At 74.1% G+C, this 17,005-nt stretch carries 15 protein-coding genes and 2 tRNA genes; 10 read left to right on the forward strand and 7 right to left on the reverse strand.

The features are described from left to right. Window positions 1-82 precede the first annotated feature (82 nt). The 4 genes from V1J52_RS09745 to V1J52_RS09760 all read right to left on the reverse strand — a co-directional run bounded on the left by V1J52_RS09745 (window position 83) and on the right by V1J52_RS09760 (window position 6,660). Window positions 83-2,038, reverse strand: a complete 1,956-nt coding sequence (locus tag V1J52_RS09745) for an urease subunit alpha (protein WP_330139565.1) — start codon at window positions 2,036-2,038, stop codon at window positions 83-85. Between the two features lie 62 nt (window positions 2,039-2,100). Then, the gene (locus tag V1J52_RS09750) at window positions 2,101-2,814 is read right to left on the reverse strand and encodes an urease subunit gamma (protein ID WP_330139253.1); all 714 of its coding nucleotides are present in this window, start codon (window positions 2,812-2,814) and stop codon (window positions 2,101-2,103) included. Window positions 2,815-3,156: 342 nt separating this feature from the next. Continuing rightward, a complete protein-coding gene (locus V1J52_RS09755; protein WP_330139254.1) occupies window positions 3,157-4,281 on the reverse strand; it encodes a GH12 family glycosyl hydrolase domain-containing protein in 1,125 nt (374 codons plus the stop codon). 132 nt (window positions 4,282-4,413) lie between these two features. Beyond that, on the reverse strand, window positions 4,414-6,660 hold the full coding sequence (locus tag V1J52_RS09760) for a molybdopterin oxidoreductase family protein (RefSeq protein WP_330139255.1): 2,247 nt from the start codon (window positions 6,658-6,660) through the stop codon (window positions 4,414-4,416). A 235-nt stretch (window positions 6,661-6,895) separates the two neighbouring features. On the opposite strand from V1J52_RS09760, the gene V1J52_RS09765 reads away from it, so the two are divergent. The 3 genes from V1J52_RS09765 (at window position 6,896) to V1J52_RS09775 (ending at window position 10,436) form a co-directional block, all read left to right on the forward strand. Next, the gene (locus V1J52_RS09765; RefSeq protein WP_330139566.1) at window positions 6,896-7,693 is read left to right on the forward strand and encodes a sirohydrochlorin chelatase; all 798 of its coding nucleotides are present in this window, start codon (window positions 6,896-6,898) and stop codon (window positions 7,691-7,693) included. A 25-nt stretch (window positions 7,694-7,718) separates the two neighbouring features. After that, complete coding sequence (locus V1J52_RS09770; protein ID WP_330139256.1) at window positions 7,719-9,014, forward strand: deoxyguanosinetriphosphate triphosphohydrolase; 1,296 nt, start codon at window positions 7,719-7,721, stop codon at window positions 9,012-9,014. Window positions 9,015-9,176: 162 nt separating this feature from the next. Beyond that, a complete protein-coding gene (locus V1J52_RS09775; RefSeq protein WP_330139257.1) occupies window positions 9,177-10,436 on the forward strand; it encodes an NAD(P)/FAD-dependent oxidoreductase in 1,260 nt (419 codons plus the stop codon). Between the two features lie 72 nt (window positions 10,437-10,508). Here the strand turns inward: V1J52_RS09775 and V1J52_RS09780 are convergent, their stop codons facing one another. Next, window positions 10,509-10,811: a YtxH domain-containing protein gene (locus V1J52_RS09780; protein ID WP_330139258.1), complete on the reverse strand. Its 303-nt coding sequence runs from the start codon at window positions 10,809-10,811 to the stop codon at window positions 10,509-10,511. A 156-nt stretch (window positions 10,812-10,967) separates the two neighbouring features. Between V1J52_RS09780 and V1J52_RS09785 the strand changes: the two genes are divergently transcribed. Together V1J52_RS09785 and V1J52_RS09790 are read left to right on the forward strand one after the other, a co-directional pair. Further along, a tRNA-Asn gene (locus V1J52_RS09785) sits at window positions 10,968-11,040 on the forward strand. Window positions 11,041-11,240: 200 nt separating this feature from the next. Continuing rightward, window positions 11,241-11,314: transfer RNA gene (locus V1J52_RS09790), tRNA-Ile, on the forward strand. Window positions 11,315-11,485: 171 nt separating this feature from the next. Here the strand turns inward: V1J52_RS09790 and V1J52_RS09795 are convergent. After that, window positions 11,486-11,674: a DUF397 domain-containing protein gene (locus V1J52_RS09795; protein WP_330139567.1), complete on the reverse strand. Its 189-nt coding sequence runs from the start codon at window positions 11,672-11,674 to the stop codon at window positions 11,486-11,488. Between the two features lie 110 nt (window positions 11,675-11,784). Here V1J52_RS09795 and V1J52_RS09800 point away from each other — a divergent pair, with 110 nt between their 5' ends. The 4 genes from V1J52_RS09800 (at window position 11,785) to V1J52_RS09815 (ending at window position 14,079) form a co-directional block, all read left to right on the forward strand. Further along, window positions 11,785-11,955, forward strand: coding sequence for a hypothetical protein (locus tag V1J52_RS09800; RefSeq protein WP_330139259.1), 171 nt, complete (start codon window positions 11,785-11,787; stop codon window positions 11,953-11,955). Next, window positions 11,952-12,107, forward strand: coding sequence for a hypothetical protein (locus V1J52_RS09805; protein ID WP_330139260.1), 156 nt, complete (start codon window positions 11,952-11,954; stop codon window positions 12,105-12,107). The genes V1J52_RS09800 and V1J52_RS09805 overlap by 4 nt, the downstream gene beginning before the upstream one ends. A 203-nt stretch (window positions 12,108-12,310) precedes the next feature. Then, window positions 12,311-13,297: an NAD-dependent epimerase/dehydratase family protein gene (locus tag V1J52_RS09810; RefSeq protein ID WP_330139261.1), complete on the forward strand. Its 987-nt coding sequence runs from the start codon at window positions 12,311-12,313 to the stop codon at window positions 13,295-13,297. Window positions 13,298-13,629: 332 nt separating this feature from the next. After that, on the forward strand, window positions 13,630-14,079 hold the full coding sequence (locus tag V1J52_RS09815) for an SSI family serine proteinase inhibitor (protein ID WP_330139262.1): 450 nt from the start codon (window positions 13,630-13,632) through the stop codon (window positions 14,077-14,079). A 357-nt stretch (window positions 14,080-14,436) separates the two neighbouring features. Here the strand turns inward: V1J52_RS09815 and V1J52_RS09820 are convergent, their stop codons facing one another. Then, window positions 14,437-15,801 (reverse strand): eCIS core domain-containing protein, encoded by a 1,365-nt coding sequence (locus V1J52_RS09820; RefSeq protein WP_330139263.1) that lies wholly within the window; start codon window positions 15,799-15,801, stop codon window positions 14,437-14,439. A 383-nt stretch (window positions 15,802-16,184) separates the two neighbouring features. Here V1J52_RS09820 and V1J52_RS09825 point away from each other — a divergent pair, with 383 nt between their 5' ends. Continuing rightward, window positions 16,185-16,979 carry a class I SAM-dependent methyltransferase gene (locus V1J52_RS09825; protein WP_330139264.1) on the forward strand — a complete coding sequence of 265 codons (795 nt, stop codon included), beginning with the start codon at window positions 16,185-16,187 and terminating at the stop codon, window positions 16,977-16,979. The last annotated feature ends 26 nt before the right edge of the window (window positions 16,980-17,005 follow it).

The raw sequence follows: 17,005 nt of genomic DNA on the forward strand, positions 1-17,005 counted from the left end.
TCCTCCTCGTGGCTCGCGTTCCGGGCCCGCACCGGCCGGGCCCCGGGCGGTGCGCCCCGGGGCCCGGGGGCCTGCACCGGACTCAGAAGAGGAAGTACCGCTGGGCCATGGGCAGTTCGGAGACGTAGGCGCGGTCGACGATCTGCCCGTCGACGAACGTCGTCACGTCCGTCACCTTCGCTCCGCCGATGAGGACCTCGTAGGTGTCGGGGTCGATGCGCACGTCCGGCGTGGCGTTGTTCTCCCGCATGTCGGCCTTCGTGACGGCGCGCGTGTTCTTGATGGCCCTGAACCGCTTGGTCAGCCCGCCGCCCTCGCCCAGCCCCTTCCTGAGGGCCCGCTCGGTGACGAAGTTGTAGGAGACGGAGCCGGGCGCCCGGCCCGTGGCCCCCCACATGGGGCGCGGCAGCACCGGCTGCGGGGTGGGGATGGACGCGTTGGCGTCACCCACCTGGGCGTACACGATCTGCCCGCCCTTGATGACCATGTGCGGCTTGACGCCGAAGAACTTCGGCTCCCACAGCACCAGATCGGCCAGTTTGCCCGGCTCCACCGACCCGACGACGGCGTCGATGCCCTGGGCGAGAGCGGGGTTGATGGTGTACTTCGCCACGTACCGCCGGGCGCGCCGGTTGTCGGCCGGCGGCGGTTCCGGTTCCGGCGTCCCGTCGCCCGGCGCCGTGCCGCCGCGCACCGCGTCCGCCGCCTTCGCGTCCGCCGCCTTCGCGCCCCTCGCCTTCCCGGCCTTCGGTGCGACGGCCGTGGGCCTGCCGGGCGGCTGGTCCTCCTCCAGGAAGCCGCGGCGGACCTTCATGACGTGCGCGGTCTGCCAGGTACGCATGATCATCTCGCCGATGCGGCCCATGGCCTGGGCGTCCGAGGACATGATCGAGATGGCGCCGAGGTCGTGGAGGATGTCCTCGGCGGCCATCGTGGAGGGCCGGATGCGGGAGTCCGCGAAGGCCAGGTCCTCCTCGACCTTCGGGTTGAGGTGATGGCAGACCATCACCATGTCGAAGTGCTCCTTGACCGTGTTGACGGTCAGCGGGCGCGTCGGATTGGTGGAGGCCGGGAGCACGTTCGGTTCGCCGACCATCTTGATCATGTCGGGCGCGTGGCCGCCTCCGGCGCCCTCGACGTGGAAGACGTGCAGGGGGCGCCCGCCGATGGCCTTGATGGTGTCCTGGACGAAACCGGCCTCGTTCAGCGAGTCGGCGTGGAGCGCGAGCTGCACGCCGGTCTTCTCGCAGACCTCCAGGCACGCGTCGATGACGGCCGGGGTGGCGCCCCAGTCCTCGTGGATCTTGAGCCCGATGACACCGGCGTCCACCTGGTCGAGCATGGACTCCCGCGACATCGTGGCGCCCTTCCCGAGCAGCCCGATGTTGACCGGGAAGCCGTCCAGCGCCTCGAACATCCGGTCGATGTGCCAGGAGCCCGGGGTCACGGTGGTGGCGGTGCTGCCCTCGGCCGGGCCGGTACCGCCGCCGATGAGCGTGGTGACGCCCGCGGCCAGCGCCTCGTCGACCTGGCCGGGGCAGATGAAGTGGACGTGCGTGTCGATCCCGCCGGCGGTGAGGAGCCTGCCCTTGCCCGCGATGACCTCGGTCTCGGGCCCGATGACGAAGTCGGTGGGCGCCGGGCCGATGCCGTTGTGCCGGGTCGCGCCCTCGTGCAGCGGGTCCATCGTCTCGGGGTTGTACGCCTTGCCGAGCGCGACGATGTCGCCGTCGCGCAGGGCGACGTCGGCCTTGACGACGCCCCAGTGGTCCAGCACGACGACGCCGGTGATGACGGTGTCGGGGGGCGGTGCGAGAGCTCCCGCGCCGGACGCGCGCTTGCCGCGGTCGCGCGGCACGGCCGACTGCCCCATCGACTCGCGGATCACCTTGCCGCCGCCGAAGACCATCTCGTTGCCGCTGCGCCCGGGGCCGCCCGACCAGTCGTCCTCGATCCTGACGCGCAGCGCCGTGTCGGCGAGACGGACGCGGTCGCGGGTCGTCGGTCCGAACCGGTCCGCGTAGGCGGCACGGGACAGCGGGTCGAAGGGCGTCGGCTCCGCCGGGCAGCAGGAGCAGTCGGGACACCGGGTCGTGGGGTTCACGCGCGCTCCTTGCCGAACGAGCCCTTGGTCCGGTCGAGGGAGCCGTTGACCTTCTCGGGCAGCCCCTCGGCCCTGCCGCGCAGCCCGTGGACCACGCGCTCGCCTTCGATGGGCACCAGCTCGATCTCCTCGGTGATGCCGGGCTCGAAGCGGACGGAACTGCCGGCGGGCACGTTCAGGCGCTTGCCCCACGCCTCCTTGCGGGGGAACTCCAGCCCGGTGTTGGCCTCGGCGAAGTGGTAGTGGGAACCGACCTGGACGGGGCGGTCGGTCGGGTTGCCCACCGTCAGCGTCGTGACGCGCTCCAGCCGCCTGGCGTCCTCGTTGAAGGCCACGACCTCGTCTCCCTTGAGCGGGGAGAACTCCACCTTCCCGGGGCAGACGGTCCTCTCGTCGTCCTCCGCGGCCTCGGGGAAGGGCCCGTGGACGGTGACCAGCTTCGTGCCGTCGGGGAACGTGGCCTCCACCTGCACGTTCTCGATCATCTCCGGGACCCCCTCCATCACCTCCTCCCGGGTGAGCACCTTCCGCCCGGAGGACATCAGCTCGGCGACCGTCCTGCCGTCCCGGGCGCCTTCGAGGACGTGCACGATCAGCAACGCCATGGTCTCGGGGTAGTTGAGCCGCACCCCCCGTGCCCGGCGCTTCCCGGCGACGTCCGCCGCCAGGTGGATCATCAGGCGTTCTTGCTCGTGTGGCGTCAGGTGCACAGCGGTTCCCCTGCGTTCGCTCGTGCCGGGACGTGTGTCCGGGCACCGCGTGCTGGGACCGGCCCCGTGCCGTCGGCGTCCGGGCGCCCGGCACGGCCTTCGGCCCGGCGCACCGGCGCGGCACGGATCAACTCCGGCCGCTCGGCCCCAGCCCGGCGTGGGCCATCCTGGTCAAGCGGGCGGGGCCGTGGCGGAAGGTCCGCCCGACCAGCACCCGAACGAGTGATGGCGGGCGGCGTGCCCGGGAACGGCCGCCGGCCGGAACCCCTGGGAGGGGCCCCGGCCGGCAGGTGGCCCGGCACGAGCGGGGGGAAGACGCCCCGGGCCGGCGGTGGCGTCAGGTCACGCCACCGTGCAGGGGACGCCGTTGAGGCGGAACGAGCCCGGCTCGCTGAAGGAGCCCGTGTACGAGCCCTGGAAGCCGAACGACTGGGTGCCGCCGTTCGCCGCGATGCGGCCGTTGGAGCCGTTGCTGCGGGCCGTCACCGCGCCGCTGGACGGGCTGACCGTCGCGTTCCAGGCGTGGACCACGGACTGTCCGCCGGGCAGCGTGAAGGCCAGCTCCCAGCCGTCGACCGCGCTGCCGCCGGTGTTGGTGATGGTGGCGTCGGCGGTGAAGCCGCCCGGCCACACGTTGGCGGAGTAGTCGACCCGGCAGGCCGCGGGGCCGGGCGCCGGGTCCTCGCCGCCCCCGTCGTCACCGCCGCCGTCGTTCACCGAGGACGAGAAGGAGTTGACCGCCAGGCCCGCGCCGCCCTGCCAGGGCTCGAAACCGGCCTGGACGCTCGTCAGGTACCAGTTCTGGCCGGCCATGCCCCGGCGGACGGTCTCGTCCACGAAGTCCATGACGTCGAAGCTCCAGCTGCTGATCGCCGACGGGGCGAGGAAGGAGATCACGTCGTTGTGGCCGTTGCTGCCGGTCCACACCTGCCAGGTGCGGCCGCCGATGCTGGCCGTGCCGACGGGCGAGCCGATCGGCTGCACCGGACCGACGCGGTTGAACCAGATCATGATCTCGGTCTGGCTCACGCCGTCGGTCTTGGGCGCCGGGTCGAGCCAGATGTCGTACGCCGCGTTGTAGACGGCGTTGTTCACGTAGCTGTAGGAGATGCTGGAGGGCGCGCTGCCGATCGTGCTGACCCGCTTGGGCAGGTTCGTTCCCGGCGAGCAGTTGGTGTAGTGGCACCCGTTGAAGACCGACGGGTAGGACTTCGGGGCGCCGTTCGTCGGCACGGAGCCGTCCGCCTGCGTGACCTGGAAGCCGGTGCCCGTCGCGTTCACGCACTGGGTCGCGCTGGTGCCCCAGCGGTTGTTCTGGACGACGTAGCGGCCCTGGATCGTGGTGCTGCCGTACTGGTCGCAGATGAGGACGTCCGCCTGCGCCGGGGCCGCCGTCGCCAGCAGGCCGGTCAGGGTGCCGAGCACGGCCAGCAGGGCCAGCGCGGCGGATCGTATGCGAGGTGTCATGGTGTCCCTTCGGCAGGAGCGGTGGGTGGGGGACCAGTGGGAGCGCTCCCACTTACTGCCGCGCCGGACTCTATGAGCAACCGCAGGTCCTGACAAGACACTTGGCACAGGCGCGACCGCCGCGCCGCCGGCTCAGGCGCGCTCCACGCGCACCGCGCACACCTTGAACTCCGGCATCCGGGACACCGGGTCCAGGGCCGGGTTCGTGAGCGTGTTGGCGCGGCCCTCACCCGCCCAGTGGAACGGCATGAACACGGTGTCGGGACGGATCGCGCGGGTGACGCGCGCCGGGGCCACCGCGCGGCCCCGGCGCGAGGTGACGGCCACCGGGTCGCCCTCGGCGATGCCGTGCCGCCCGGCCAGCTCCGGGTGGAGCTGCACGAACGGACCCGACGCGGCGGCGTTCAGCTCGTCCACGCGGCGGGTCTGGGCGCCCGACTGGTACTGGGCGAGCACCCGGCCCGTCGTCAGCACCACCGGGTACTGCGCGTCCGGCTCCTCGGCGGAGGGCCGGTGCGTGACGGGGGCGAAGCGGGCCCGCCCGTCCGGCGTGGCGAACCGGGTGAGGAACAGCCGGGGCGTGCCCGGGTGCGCCCCCGCCCCCGGCCCGCCCGGCCCGGCCGCCCCCGGCTCCGGTGTGCCCGGCCCGTCCGCCCCCGGCCCGCCCGGGTCCGGCCCCGCCGCCCGTCCGCCCGCACCGCCGTCCGCCGCCGGGCCCCCCGCCGGGGCCTTCGGCACCGCGGGGCAGGGCCAGAAGACGCCGTCCTCCTCCGCGATGCGCCGGTAGGTGATGCCCGAGTAGTCGGCGGGTCCGCCCGCCGTGGCCCGGCGCAGCTCCTCGAAGACCTCCTCCGGGTCGGCGGGGAAGCCCTTCTCCCAGCCGAGCCGCGCCGCCAGCCCGTTCAGCACCGCCAGGTCCGACCGCACCCCCGGGGGCGGGTCGAGGGCCCGGCGGCGCAGCAGCACCCGGCCCTCCAGGTTCGTCATCGTGCCGCTCTCCTCGGCCCACTGCGTCACCGGCAGGACGACGTCGGCCAGCCGCGCCGTCTCGGACAGCACCACGTCGCACACCGTGAGGAAGTCCAGCGACCGCAGCCGTTCCTCCACGTGCGCGGCCCGGGGCGCCGAGACGACGGGGTTGGAGCCCAGCACCAGCAGCGAGCGGACGTCCCCGCCGAGCGCGTCGAGCAGTTCGTAGGCGCTGCGGCCGGGGCCCGGCAGCGTCGCCGGGTCCACGCCCCACACCCCGGCGACGTGTTCCCGCGCGGCGGGGTCGGTGAGCATGCGGTACCCGGGGAGCTGGTCGGCCTTCTGGCCCATCTCGCGCCCGCCCTGCCCGTTCCCCTGGCCCGTCAGGCAGCCGTACCCCGAGTGCGGGCGCCCGGCCCGTCCGGTGGCCAGGGTGAGGTTGATCCAGGCCCCGACGGTGTCGGTGCCCTTCGCCTGCTGCTCCGGCCCGCGCGCGGTGAGCACCATCGCGGAGTCCGCGTCGCAGAACCGGGCGGCCGCCGTGCGCAGCAGCGGCACCGGCACGCCGGTGACGCGCTCGACCAGCTCCGGCCAGTGCGCCATCGCCGCGGCCCGCGCCTGCGGCCAGCCCGACGTGCGCGCGGCGATGTACGCCTCGTCCGTGCGCCCCTCCGCGACGACCAGGTGCAGCAGGCCGAGCGCCAGCGCCAGGTCCGTCCCCGGCCGGGGTGCCAGGTGCAGGTCGGCCTGCTCGGCCGTGCGGGTGCGGCGCGGATCGACGACGATCAGCGTGCCGCCGTTCTCCCGCATCCGGGTGAAGTAGCGCATCGCGGGCGGCATCGTCTCGGCCGGGTTGGCGCCCACGAGGACGACGCAGCCGCTCTCGCCGATGTCCGCCAGCGGGAACGGCAGCCCCCGGTCCAGCCCGAAGGCCCGGGTCCCCGCGGCGGCGGCCGAGGACATGCAGAACCGGCCGTTGTAGTCGATCTGCGAGGTGCCGAGCACGAGCCGGGCGAACTTGCCCAGCAGGTACGCCTTCTCGTTCGTCAGGCCGCCCCCGCCGAAGACGGCGCAGGCGTCCGGCCCGTGCGCCGTCCGCAGCCGGGCCAGCTCCCCCGCGACGCGGTCCAGCGCCTCGTCCCACCCGGCGGGCTCCAGCGGACCGCCCGGGGAGCGCCGCACGAGCGGCTCCGTCAGCCGGGCCCCGGGCGCGAGCAGCGCCGGGGAGGTGCGGCCCTTCCCGCACAGCGCGCCCCGGTTCACGGGGAACGCGGTGCGCTCGGTCACCTCCACGGCCGCACGGCCGGGGCCGCCGCCGGTGACGCGCAGCCCCATGCCGCACTGGAGCGAGCAGTACGGGCAGTGGGTGTCCACGGGCTGCGGGGCGGCGGGTGCGGGCGTGGCGTTCATGCCGGTCAGTGTGCGTGGGCCGTGTTAAAGGGGGCACCCGCGCGTGTTACGGGGCGGGGAAGCGGCCCTCCGCCGCCGCGCCGCGCGGGCGTGAGGCGCCCGCAACCCGCGGTGACCCGGGCGCAACGGCCCGGCAACCGGCACCGGCCAGACTCGCCCCATGACGGCGCCCCCCGACCTGCTCCCGCCCCACGGCGCCCACGGCGCCCCCGCCACCGGACCCCGGACACGTCCCATGCCCCCACCCGCCGCACCGCCCACCCTGATCGCCGTGGCCCACGGCTCCCGGGACCCGGCGGCCCCGCACACGGTGCGCGCCCTGCTGGAACGGGTACGGGCCCTGCGGCCGCAGCTGCGCGTCGAACTGGCCCACATCGAACTGAACGCCCCGCTGCTGACCGGCACCCTGGCCGCCCACCGTCCGGGCGCCGCCGTCCTCGTGCCGCTGCTGTTCGGGCGCGGCCACCACGTGCGGCACGACCTGCCGGAGGCCGCCCGCGCCGCCGGGCACCTGCGGCTGTCCCAGGCGGCGCCGCTCGGCCCGCACCCACTGCTCGCCGAGGCCCTGTACGACCGGCTCGCCGAGGCCCTGCGCACGTGGCCGGGCCGCACCGGGCCGCACCGGGACGGCCACCCCCGCCCCGACGGCGTCGTGCTGGCGGCGGCCGGTTCGCGCGACCCCCGGTCCGCCACCGACGCCGAGCGCACCGCCGCCCTGCTCTCCCGCAGGCTCGGCGGCGTCCCCGTCCTGCCCGGCTACGCCTCGGCCGCCGCCCCGACCGTGCCGCGGGCCGTCGCCGCCCTGCGCGCGGACGGATGCCGCCGCGTCGCCCTGGCCTCCTACTTCACCGCCCCCGGCCTGTTCGCCGCCCGCTGCGCCCGCGACGCCGGGCCCGGCGTGCCCGCCGCCGCACCGCTGGGCGACCACCCGGCGCTCGCCCGGCTCGTCCTGCACCGCTACGACGAGGCCCTGGCCCGCGCGGCACGCGGGCCGGGCACGGCGTGCGGAAGCACGACGCGGCGCGCCGCCTGACACAGGCGCCGGTTACCGTCGGCGTATGCACGCTGGATGGGACCCCGGCCCGACGTACGCCCCCCGCGACACCGCACGCTGGGAGGCGGAGCCCGACAAACGCCCGGGACGCACCGCCTTCCAGCGGGACCGCGCCCGGGTCCTGCACTCCGCGGCGCTGCGCCGCCTCGCGGGCAAGACGCAGGTCGTCACCCCCGGGTCCAGCCCGCACGCCTGGGACGCCACACCGCGCACCCGCCTCACGCACTCGCTGGAGTGCGCCCAGGTCGGCCGGGAACTGGGCGCCGCGCTCGGCTGCGACCCCGACCTGGTCGAGGTCGCCTGCCTCGCCCACGACCTGGGCCACCCGCCGTTCGGGCACAACGGGGAGCAGATACTCGCGGAGATCGCCGAGCCCTGCGGCGGCTTCGAGGGCAACGCCCAGTCGCTGCGGCTGCTGGCCCGGCTGGAACCCAAGCGGTTCACCGCCGACGGCCGCCCCGTCGGCCTCAACCTCACCCGGGCCGCGCTGGACGCCGCCACCAAGTACCCGTGGCCGCAGGGCGAGCACCCCACCGACCCGGGCTCGCCCAAGTTCGGCGTCTACACCGACGACGCCGACGTCTTCGCCTGGTACCGCGAGGGCGCACCGGCCGACCGGCAGTGCTTCGAGGCGCAGGTCATGGACTGGGCCGACGATGTCGCCTACTCCGTGCACGACGTGGAGGACGGCCTGCACGCCGGCCACCTGGACCCCAACGTCCTGCTCGCCGACCCCGAGCGCACCGCGGTCTTCGCCCTCGCCCGCGACCGCTACGCCCCGCCCGGCACCGACGAGGCCGAACTGGCCGAGGCGCTCGACCGGCTCCTGGACGAGGAGTGGTGGCCGCACGGCTACGACGGCACCGCCGGCGCCCAGGCCCGGCTGAAGGACGCCGCCAGCCAGCTCATCGGCCGGTTCTGCCTCGCCGCCGAGCACGCCACCCGGGCCGCCCACGGCCCCGGACCGCTCACCCGGTACGCCGCCGGCCTCGTCGTCCCCCGCTCCGCGCGGCTGGAGTGCGCCGTGCTCAAGGCCGTCGCCGACCGCTACGTCATGCAGCGCCCCGACCAGGAACGGCTCCGCGCCGACCAGCGCATCGTCCTCGCCGAACTGGCCGAGACGCTGATCCTGCGCGCCCCGGACGGCCTCGACCCGCAGTTCCGCGCCCTGTACGCCCAGGCCGCGGACGACGCGGCGCGGGTGCGCGCCGTCGTCGACCAGATCGCCTGCCTCACCGACCTCTCCGCCCGCTCCCTGCACGCCCGGCTCACCCGTACGGGCGTCCGGAGCCCCGTGTGACGCGGCACGCGGCGTAACACGCCCGGCGGCGCGCGGTTCGCCCGGCCGCGACACCGCAGGTCCGCACAATGTGTCTGCGCCCTTCCCGTGATCCCGGCGATGCGGGACGCTCCCTGGTGGACATCCGGGGGGCGACGGGAACGGCAGCGAGGAGGCACCAACGTGGTGGACGCACACCGAACGTTCGTCATCATCGGCGGCGGACTGGCCGGGGCCAAGGCCGCCGAGACGCTGCGGGCCGAAGGCTTCACCGGCCGCGTGATACTGATCGGTGACGAACGCGAGCACCCCTACGAGCGTCCCCCGCTCTCCAAGGGCTACCTCACCGGGACCGACGACCGCGCGAGCCTGTGCGTCCACGCCCCCGGCTGGTACGCGCAGGCGGAGATCGAGCTGCACCTCGGCCAGCCGGCCGTCCACATCGACCGCGAGGCCCGCGCCGTCCGGCTCGGCGACGGCACCGTCCTGCGGTACGACGCGCTGCTGCTGGCCACCGGCGCCGAGCCGCGCCGCCTGGACGTCCCCGGCACCGGGCTGGCCGGCGTCCACCACCTGCGCCGCCTGGCCCACGCCGACCAGCTCCGGGGCATGCTCACCCGGCTCGGCCGGGAGAACGGGCACCTCGTCATCGCGGGGGCCGGGTGGATCGGCCTGGAGGTGGCGGCGGCGGCCCGCGCCTACGGCACCGAGGTCACCCTCATCGAACGCGACCCCACCCCGCTGCACCGCGTCATCGGCCCCGAACTGGGCGCGCTCTTCGCGGACCTGCACCGCGAACACGGCGTCCGGCTGGCCTTCGGCGCCGCGCTCACCGAGATCACCGGCCAGGACGGGCAGGTGCTCGCCGTCCGCACCGACGACGGCGAGGAGTACCCGGCGCACGGCGTCCTCGCCGCCGTCGGCGCCGCCCCGCGCACCGCGCTCGCCGAGGCCGCGGGCCTGGCCATCGACCCGGTGACCGGAGGCATCGCCGTGGACGCCGCCCTGCGCACCTCCGACCCGGCCATCCACGCTGCCGGAGACGCCGCCTCCGTCCACCACCCCCTGTGGGACACCGGGCTGCGCGTCGAGCACTGGGCGAACGCCCTGCACACCGGTCCGGCCGCCGCCCGCGCGATGCTCGGCCGGGAGGTCGCCTACGACCGCGTCCCCTACTTCTTCTCCGACCAGTACGACGTGGGCCTCGAATACAGTGGCTGGGCGCCGCCGGGCACCTACGACCAGGTGGTGTGCCGCGGCGACGTGGGCAAGCGCGAGTTCGTCGCCTTCTGGCTGCGCGACAACCGGGTGCTGGCCGGGCTGAACGCCAACGTCTGGGACGTCACCGGGCCGATCCAGGCCCTGATCCGCTCCGGGCGGCGCGTGGACCCGCACGCCCTCGCCGACCCGGCCGTGCCCCTCACCGACCTGACGCGGACCTGAGCCGCCCCGCCGGACGGCTGCGGCCCCCGGGCGGACGTCCGTCCCGGGGGCCCGCGGCGGCACCGCTCCGGCTCAGCGGCTGGCGGTGCCCCAGTCGTCCCGCGCCCCGCCGCCGTCGCGGGCGGAGACCTTGCGCATCCGCTCCGTCACCGATTCCGGCAGCCGGTCACCCACCCGGTCGGCCACCACGCCGCACGCCTTGCCCGCCGCGTCGCGCCCGCTGACGGCCGCGGCCTCCACGGTGTTGCGGACGGCCGGGTTCTCGGTGAACCGCTGGGCCTGCTTGCGCAGCTGTTCGTAGCGCTCCCGGCCCGCCCTGGCCCCGGCCACGTAGCCGATCGCCAGACCGGTGAGGAACGTCAGTCGGTACCGCATGCTCGACAACCCTTCCGTCGGAGTCCTTCAGTCACTGACCAGGGTGCCCAGATCCAGCGCGGTTACCGATTTCGAAGCACGGCCTGGCATGCGCTAATGTATTGCTCGCAGCGAGGGGGCGCCCCCGGAGACGGGCGGGGCACCCGAGCAGGGCAGTCCCCTGTAGCTCAATTGGCAGAGCAGCCGGCTGTTAACCGGCAGGTTACTGGTTCGAGTCCAGTCGGGGGAGCACATCATCCGAGGGGCCCCGTACGGGCCCCTTTTTGCTGCCGCAGAGCCTCCGCGCCCATGAGCCCGGCAGGGACGGGAACCGTCCGGGCGTGACCGTTGTCTCCCTCCCCGAGGGCCGCAGCCCCGTACGGGCGGGAGATCGTATGAGGAGCTATGCTGCGGCAGACGGCGCGTACGGCTGTGCACGACGCGCCGAACGGGGCGGTAGCTCAGCCGGTTAGAGCAGCGGACTCATAATCCGTCGGCCGTGGGTTCGAGTCCCACCCGCCCCACTCTCCCGCCCTGGCCCAGGCCAGGGACAACGGGTGACAGGCCCAACGAGACGACGGCCAGAGGGTTACGCATCCCCTCCGAATCCCCCCAGTCCTGTCGCTCTGCGTCAACAGACAGCCCCCGGAACTCGCGCGGAGTCCGAGGGCTGTCCACTGCCACAAGCGGCTACGTCACACGTCGAAGCGGCCGCCCTGGGCGGAGGCCACGAACGCGGCCCATGCCTCACGGGAGCAGACGACAGGGTTCCCCTCCGGCCGCTTGGAGTCGCGCACGGGGACGACGGGAAAGCCGTCAGAGGTACTCGGCCAGGACCTGTCGAGCTTGCAACCCGGCTTCCTCGTCCGCTTGTTCGGGCATATCTACTCCCACTTGTCGTCCCGTGAACCGACAACAGCTCACCCCTTTCGGGGCTACCCGCACGCACACAAGTCTGTGAGCAGACAGGTACGCAGAGCGAACAAGGAGGTTCATGGGGATGGAAGACAGGGAGCCGGTCAGCGTGGCGTGCGCTGAGTGTGTGCGCCTGGTGGGGGCGATGGACCAGGCCAGGGAGGTCTACGACTGGTCGGAGGTGAGCGACTGCGTCGTGCTTCTTCGCCGCCACGCGGCGAACTGCACCGGAAAGGTGGCTGCGTCGTGATCCCGCACGGTGACGGCCAGGACCCCGGCGAGGCGGACGGGTCCGGCGGCTTGGCCGGGGAGCCGCAGGCTGCTGCGGAGGATGATTTGACCCGTCGGTTCGACGAGCTGGGCAAGGTCAACCGCGACCACCTCGAAGGGCTCGGCCGGTGAGCCGGGGCACCGCTCCGTCCAGGCGGTCCCGTCCTGGGGAGGGGACGGGCCCACTAGCACGCGAGGGCGGGGACGGACGGCGGGGCGCTGCTTCGCGTCTGCCCGATGCGCTGCGTGCGGGCCGCGGCGATCCGTTGACGGCATCGGGTCCGCTGTCGGCGAACTCGCCCGGGTTCCCGGCGTCGCGGTGCTTGGGTGTCAGGATGGAGATCCTGGTTCTGGGCGGAACGGCATGGGTGGGCCGGGAGCTGTCGCGGCAGGCTATGGAGCGCGGTCACCGGGTGACGTGCCTCGCCCGCGGCGAAAGCGGGGAAGTCGCGGAGGGAGCGGTGCTGGTGGCCGCCGACCGACGTGATCCTTCGGCGTACGCACCACTGCTCGACCGCGAATGGGATGCGGTCATCGAGGTGTCATGGCAGCCGGGCTTCGTTCGTGAGGCGCTCGACGCACTGGGCGGCCGGTCCGGGCACTGGGTCTACGTCTCCTCCGGCAACGCATACGCCTCCCATGCCACGCCGGATGCGGACGAGTCCACGGCCCTCCTGGCTCCCACCGACCGGAGCGAGGCCGACCGCACGCTGTACGGCGAGGCGAAGGTCGCCTGCGAGCAGGCGTCCACGGCCGCCGTGGGCGACCGTCTCCTCATCGCGCGCGCCGGTCTCATAGGCGGCCCGGGCGATCACAGTGGACGCTCCGGCTACTGGGTGGCCCGGGCCGCACGCGATCCGCGAGGGCCGCTGCTGGTTCCCGACACACCGGCCATGCCGACCCAGGTAGTCGACGTGCGGGATCTCACCGCCTGGCTGCTCGACGCCGCGGAGGGGGGAAGCACCGGCACCTACAACGCTGTCGGCCCGGTCGTTCCCTTCGGAGAATGGATCGGTTTGTGCCGCACCGTTGGCGGCCACACCGGTCCGGTGATCGCCGCTGACTCGGCATGGCTGCTCGCGAGCGGTGTGGCCCAGTACATGGGGCCCGAGTCGCTGCCGATGTGGCTGGTCGAGCCGGGCTGGGAAGGATGGTCGGCCCGTGACGGCTCCGCGGCGCGCGCCGCGGGACTGCGTCACCGGCCCCGGGCGGACATGCTGGCCGACACCCTGCGCTGGGAACGCGCACAAGGTCTGGACCGGACACGGCGGGCCGGCCTCAGCGTTCCGCGCGAGCGCGAGTTGCTCGACGCTCTCGGCTGACGACGACAGACGTCACCTCGGCATCGCGGTCTGTACGAGATGCTCCGCCCCGAGTTCTGACAGCCAGGCGCACGCTCCGGTCCGCCGCGCTGCCGGTCGTACGCGGCGTTGACCGCCGGCGCCTACGGGGAGGAGACGCCGGCGGGCCTGATGAACTCAACGCAGGGCCCGGTCGCCGAGCATGAGGGGGTCTCCCGGGCCGCATGGGGCGCTTCGCTGTGACGTGGGTCCGAAGTTCCTCCCTGGTGGGCGATGAAAGTGGTTATGCGGTCCGGCGCGTGTTGCTAGCCTCGCCGCATCGTCACAGAGCCGCATTCGAGGAGAAACGACCCATGAGAAGGACCACCACCCGCGGCGGCTTACCGGTGCGCTCGTTCGTCACCGCCGCAGCCGCCCTCACCGCCCTCACCACCCTCGCCCTGCCCACGGCGGCCGGTGCCGCTGAGTCCGCCGTCCCGCAGGCGGAACCCAGCGCGTCACTGACCCTGACCATCACCGCATCCGGCCCCGGACCCGGACCCGGACCCGGACCCGACAGCGTCACCCTGGAGTGCGGCCCGGCGGGCGGTACCCACCCCACCGCCATGGACGCCTGCGCCGTACTCGCCGAGGCCAGGGGTGACTTCGGGAGGATCAAGCCGGACGCAGGATGTGATCCCGTGTGGGCTCCGGTGGTCATCACCGCCACCGGGAACTGGTACGGCGAGCCGGTCTCCTTCGAGGCCGAGCACCCCAGCCGCGGCTGCGCGGAGGTCGCCACCGGTTACGTCTTCCTCTTCTGACGGCAGGCCAGGCAGTGGGTGCCCGGAGCGGGTCTTCCCGCCCGGGCCGTCAGGCACGTCTCTGTTCGTCATCCCTGCCTCCAGTCGCGCCTGGCAGTGGCCCGGCCACGTCGCGGTGCCCGTTGTCGACGCCCCGGACATCACGACGGTGCTCGCATGTCCAGCAGGCCACCACTCACCGGCCCTCGCCGCGCTGGCCCGAGCCGCAGCCGGGCTACGCGGCACCCCACCGGCTGCCCCCGCGCGTTGAACGCCGGCCCGCTCGTCTGACGCGACCGCTCGCCATGCCACCGGACTCCGCGATGTCAACGGGAGAGCAACCAGAGCCGCATCGTCACCGGCCTCTGAACCGGACACCTAGACCGCCGGGTTGGCGGGCTGCGGGACGGCGGCGAGGACGAGGTCCCCCGCCCGGGCCGGGTCCAGGACGACGGTGAGGGCGTTCGTGCCGCTGAAGTACTGGTTCTCCCAGTAGCCGTGGAAGGACGCGTCCGCGCTGCCGATCGTGTAGGCCCTCGCGAACGCGGTGCTGGTCCCCGGGCTGGACCAGACTTCGAGCGTCACGCAGTCGTTGCCGTCCCGGCCGATCACCGCAGCGGCGTGGAAGGGGCTCATCTCCTCCTCGCCGGTGTCGCTGGCCAGGATCACGAACGCCTGCCCGGGCTGCGGGGCCGCCGCGTGGTTCGAGGGGCCGGGGTAGCGGCGGGCCTGCTGGACGTTGCGCTGCTCCGACTGCCCGAACTTCTCCGACCGGGTGCCCTGTCCGTACGTCGTGGTGATGCGGCTGTACTCCCCCTCCCCGTAGGCCAGTTGACCCACCCGGTTGTTGATCAGCTCCTCGGCGGCGTGCAGGCAGTCGTTGAGCACGTAGCGGGAGAGCTGGTACGGCACGTAGGTCTGCCCGCGCATCGGCCGGGGCGGTTCGTCCCGGACCTGGCGCAGGGCGGGATCGACGAACGCACCCTCCCTGATCCACACCGTGGGTCCGTCCACCGTGAACGCGTACATGCCGGTGGCCGAGAAACGCATTCCGGTGGCCGCGTCGTCCGTGTACCGCTGCACGTGCACGTCGCGCTGCACCACGGGGCCTGCGGCCGTCCGGGCCGCCTCCCGGCCGGTGTGTGCGGGGACCGGGCCGGACATCACGCGGTGGGCGTTGGCCTCGGCGGCTCGCTCGAAGGCGTCCGTGGGATCCGACACGCGCAGCCCGGACCCGTTGTCGGTGCCCGCGACGGGGCCGGAACGCTGCTGGATGACGTGGGTGAGTTCGTGCGCGACGGTGTGCTTGTTCACGCCGTCCGCGCCCAGGACGACGTGGTTGCCCGCCGTGTAGGCGTGGGCCCCGAGCTCGGCGGTCGAGCGCTGCGCGGCGGCCCCGGAGTGCACGCGGACGTCCTGGAAGTCGGCGCCGCCGAAGCGGGACTCCATCTCGGTGCGGAGGCCGTCCTCCATCGGACGGCCGGGGGAGCGCAGGACGTCCTGAACGCTGGACCGCTGCACGGACTGCCCGCGGCCGCCGTCCGCGGGGTCCTCCTGGCGGTGCGCCGCCAGGACACGGCCCACTGCCGCGTTGCCCGCCGCGCGTTGCAGGGCCAGCACGGCCGGCGGGGACAGTGGCCCGGCCATGTCCGGTGCCGCGGCGGAATCCGCTCGCGCCGCCGTCGCCGGAGCCGGCGCACGGCTGACCGCCTCCGCCTCGTCTCGCTGCTCCCGTGCGCGCATGGCGCCCCTCCGCGATGGCCGACCTGCCTGGACAAGGAACGGCTCACCATGGCCCGCGCCGCGCCCGGGCGGAAGGACCGGGAAGGCATCTCCCGGGGCACAGCCACCTGCCCGACGGACAGGCGTCCGCTCCCGGAGCCGCACGGACGGAACCGGAGGCACAGGCCGCCCGGTGATGGAGTGTGGCCGTGGTCCGGCCCCGGCCCCGGGTGCCGGGCATGGGGGAGGCACGGAGGGAGTGTGGGGGCGCACGGCGCCGGGCGGTGTGCTTCGGCGCGACACGGTGGCGGACCGCCGGACGCCGACGGGACGGCCGGGCCGTGCCACCGTGGGACGGTCACGACCGTGCCGTGCGGCACGGCCCGGCCGGAGGTGTCCACACGATGTCGATCCAGAAGATGAGCGGGCAGGTCAGGCGGCTGTCCGTGGACGACCCGGCTTACCGGGAGGCGTTCGAGGTCTTCCTCGCCGGTACGGACGAGAAGGAGGTCACCCACGCCTGCCTGGCCTCGGTGGCGCGGCGGCTCCCACAGCGCCGGACGTACCTGGACGTGGGTCCCGCGGACGGGACGACGACCCGGCACCTGAGCCGCCTCTTCGAGCGGACCCTGTGCATCGAGCCCGGCGACCACATGCAGGAGCCGCTGCGCCGCAACTGCCCCGACGCGCTCGTGCTGCGCGAGCCCGTTCAGGAGGCCCGGGTGCGGACCCCCGTCGATCTGGCGCTGCTGTCCCACGTCCTGTACTACCTGCCCCGGCCGCAGTGGCTGCCGACGCTGCTGCGCGTCCTCGGCTGGGTGCGGCCCGCCGGGCAGGCGGTGGTGCTGCTCCAGAACCCGGACAACGCCTGCATGCGGATGGTGCGGCGGTTCACCGGCACCCGCTTCGACCTCGCGGAGCTGGCCGGCGAGCTGAGGGAGGCGGGCTCGCCGCTGGTCGGGGAGACCCGGATCGAGACCCTGCCGGTGCGGTACCGCACCACGAGCCTGGACGAGGCCGTCACCGTCGCCGAGTTCCACCTCAGCGTGCCGGAGCTGGGCCCGGGGGCTTCCCTGCCCTCCCGGAGTGAGCTGGCCGACTACGTGCGCCGGCACTTCGCCGGCCCCCAGGGCGGTTTCACCATGCCGCACGCCCAGGACCTGCTCCACGTCACCAGGCCCGCGACGGCGCCGGGCTAGGGACGGCGGCCGGTGCGGCGGGCGGC

Origin of the sequence: Streptomyces solitudinis (genome assembly GCF_036323765.1) — a bacterium.
GTDB lineage: Bacteria > Actinomycetota > Actinomycetes > Streptomycetales > Streptomycetaceae > Streptomyces.

Excerpts from the sequence above, each read along its gene's own strand:
- V1J52_RS09755 (WP_330139254.1), bottom strand. The coding sequence starts at position 4,281 with ATGACACCTCGCATACGATCCGCCGCGCTGGCCCTGCTGGCCGTGCTC.
- V1J52_RS09760 (WP_330139255.1), bottom strand. The coding sequence starts at position 6,660 with ATGAACGCCACGCCCGCACCCGCCGCCCCGCAGCCCGTGGACACCCAC.
- V1J52_RS09765 (WP_330139566.1), top strand. The coding sequence starts at position 6,896 with ATGCCCCCACCCGCCGCACCGCCCACCCTGATCGCCGTGGCCCACGGC.
- V1J52_RS09770 (WP_330139256.1), top strand. The coding sequence starts at position 7,719 with ATGCACGCTGGATGGGACCCCGGCCCGACGTACGCCCCCCGCGACACC.
- V1J52_RS09780 (WP_330139258.1), bottom strand. The coding sequence starts at position 10,811 with ATGCGGTACCGACTGACGTTCCTCACCGGTCTGGCGATCGGCTACGTG.
- V1J52_RS09800 (WP_330139259.1), top strand. The coding sequence starts at position 11,785 with ATGGGGATGGAAGACAGGGAGCCGGTCAGCGTGGCGTGCGCTGAGTGT.
- V1J52_RS09810 (WP_330139261.1), top strand. The coding sequence starts at position 12,311 with ATGGAGATCCTGGTTCTGGGCGGAACGGCATGGGTGGGCCGGGAGCTG.
- V1J52_RS09815 (WP_330139262.1), top strand. The coding sequence starts at position 13,630 with ATGAGAAGGACCACCACCCGCGGCGGCTTACCGGTGCGCTCGTTCGTC.
- V1J52_RS09820 (WP_330139263.1), bottom strand. The coding sequence starts at position 15,801 with ATGCGCGCACGGGAGCAGCGAGACGAGGCGGAGGCGGTCAGCCGTGCG.
- V1J52_RS09825 (WP_330139264.1), top strand. The coding sequence starts at position 16,185 with ATGTCGATCCAGAAGATGAGCGGGCAGGTCAGGCGGCTGTCCGTGGAC.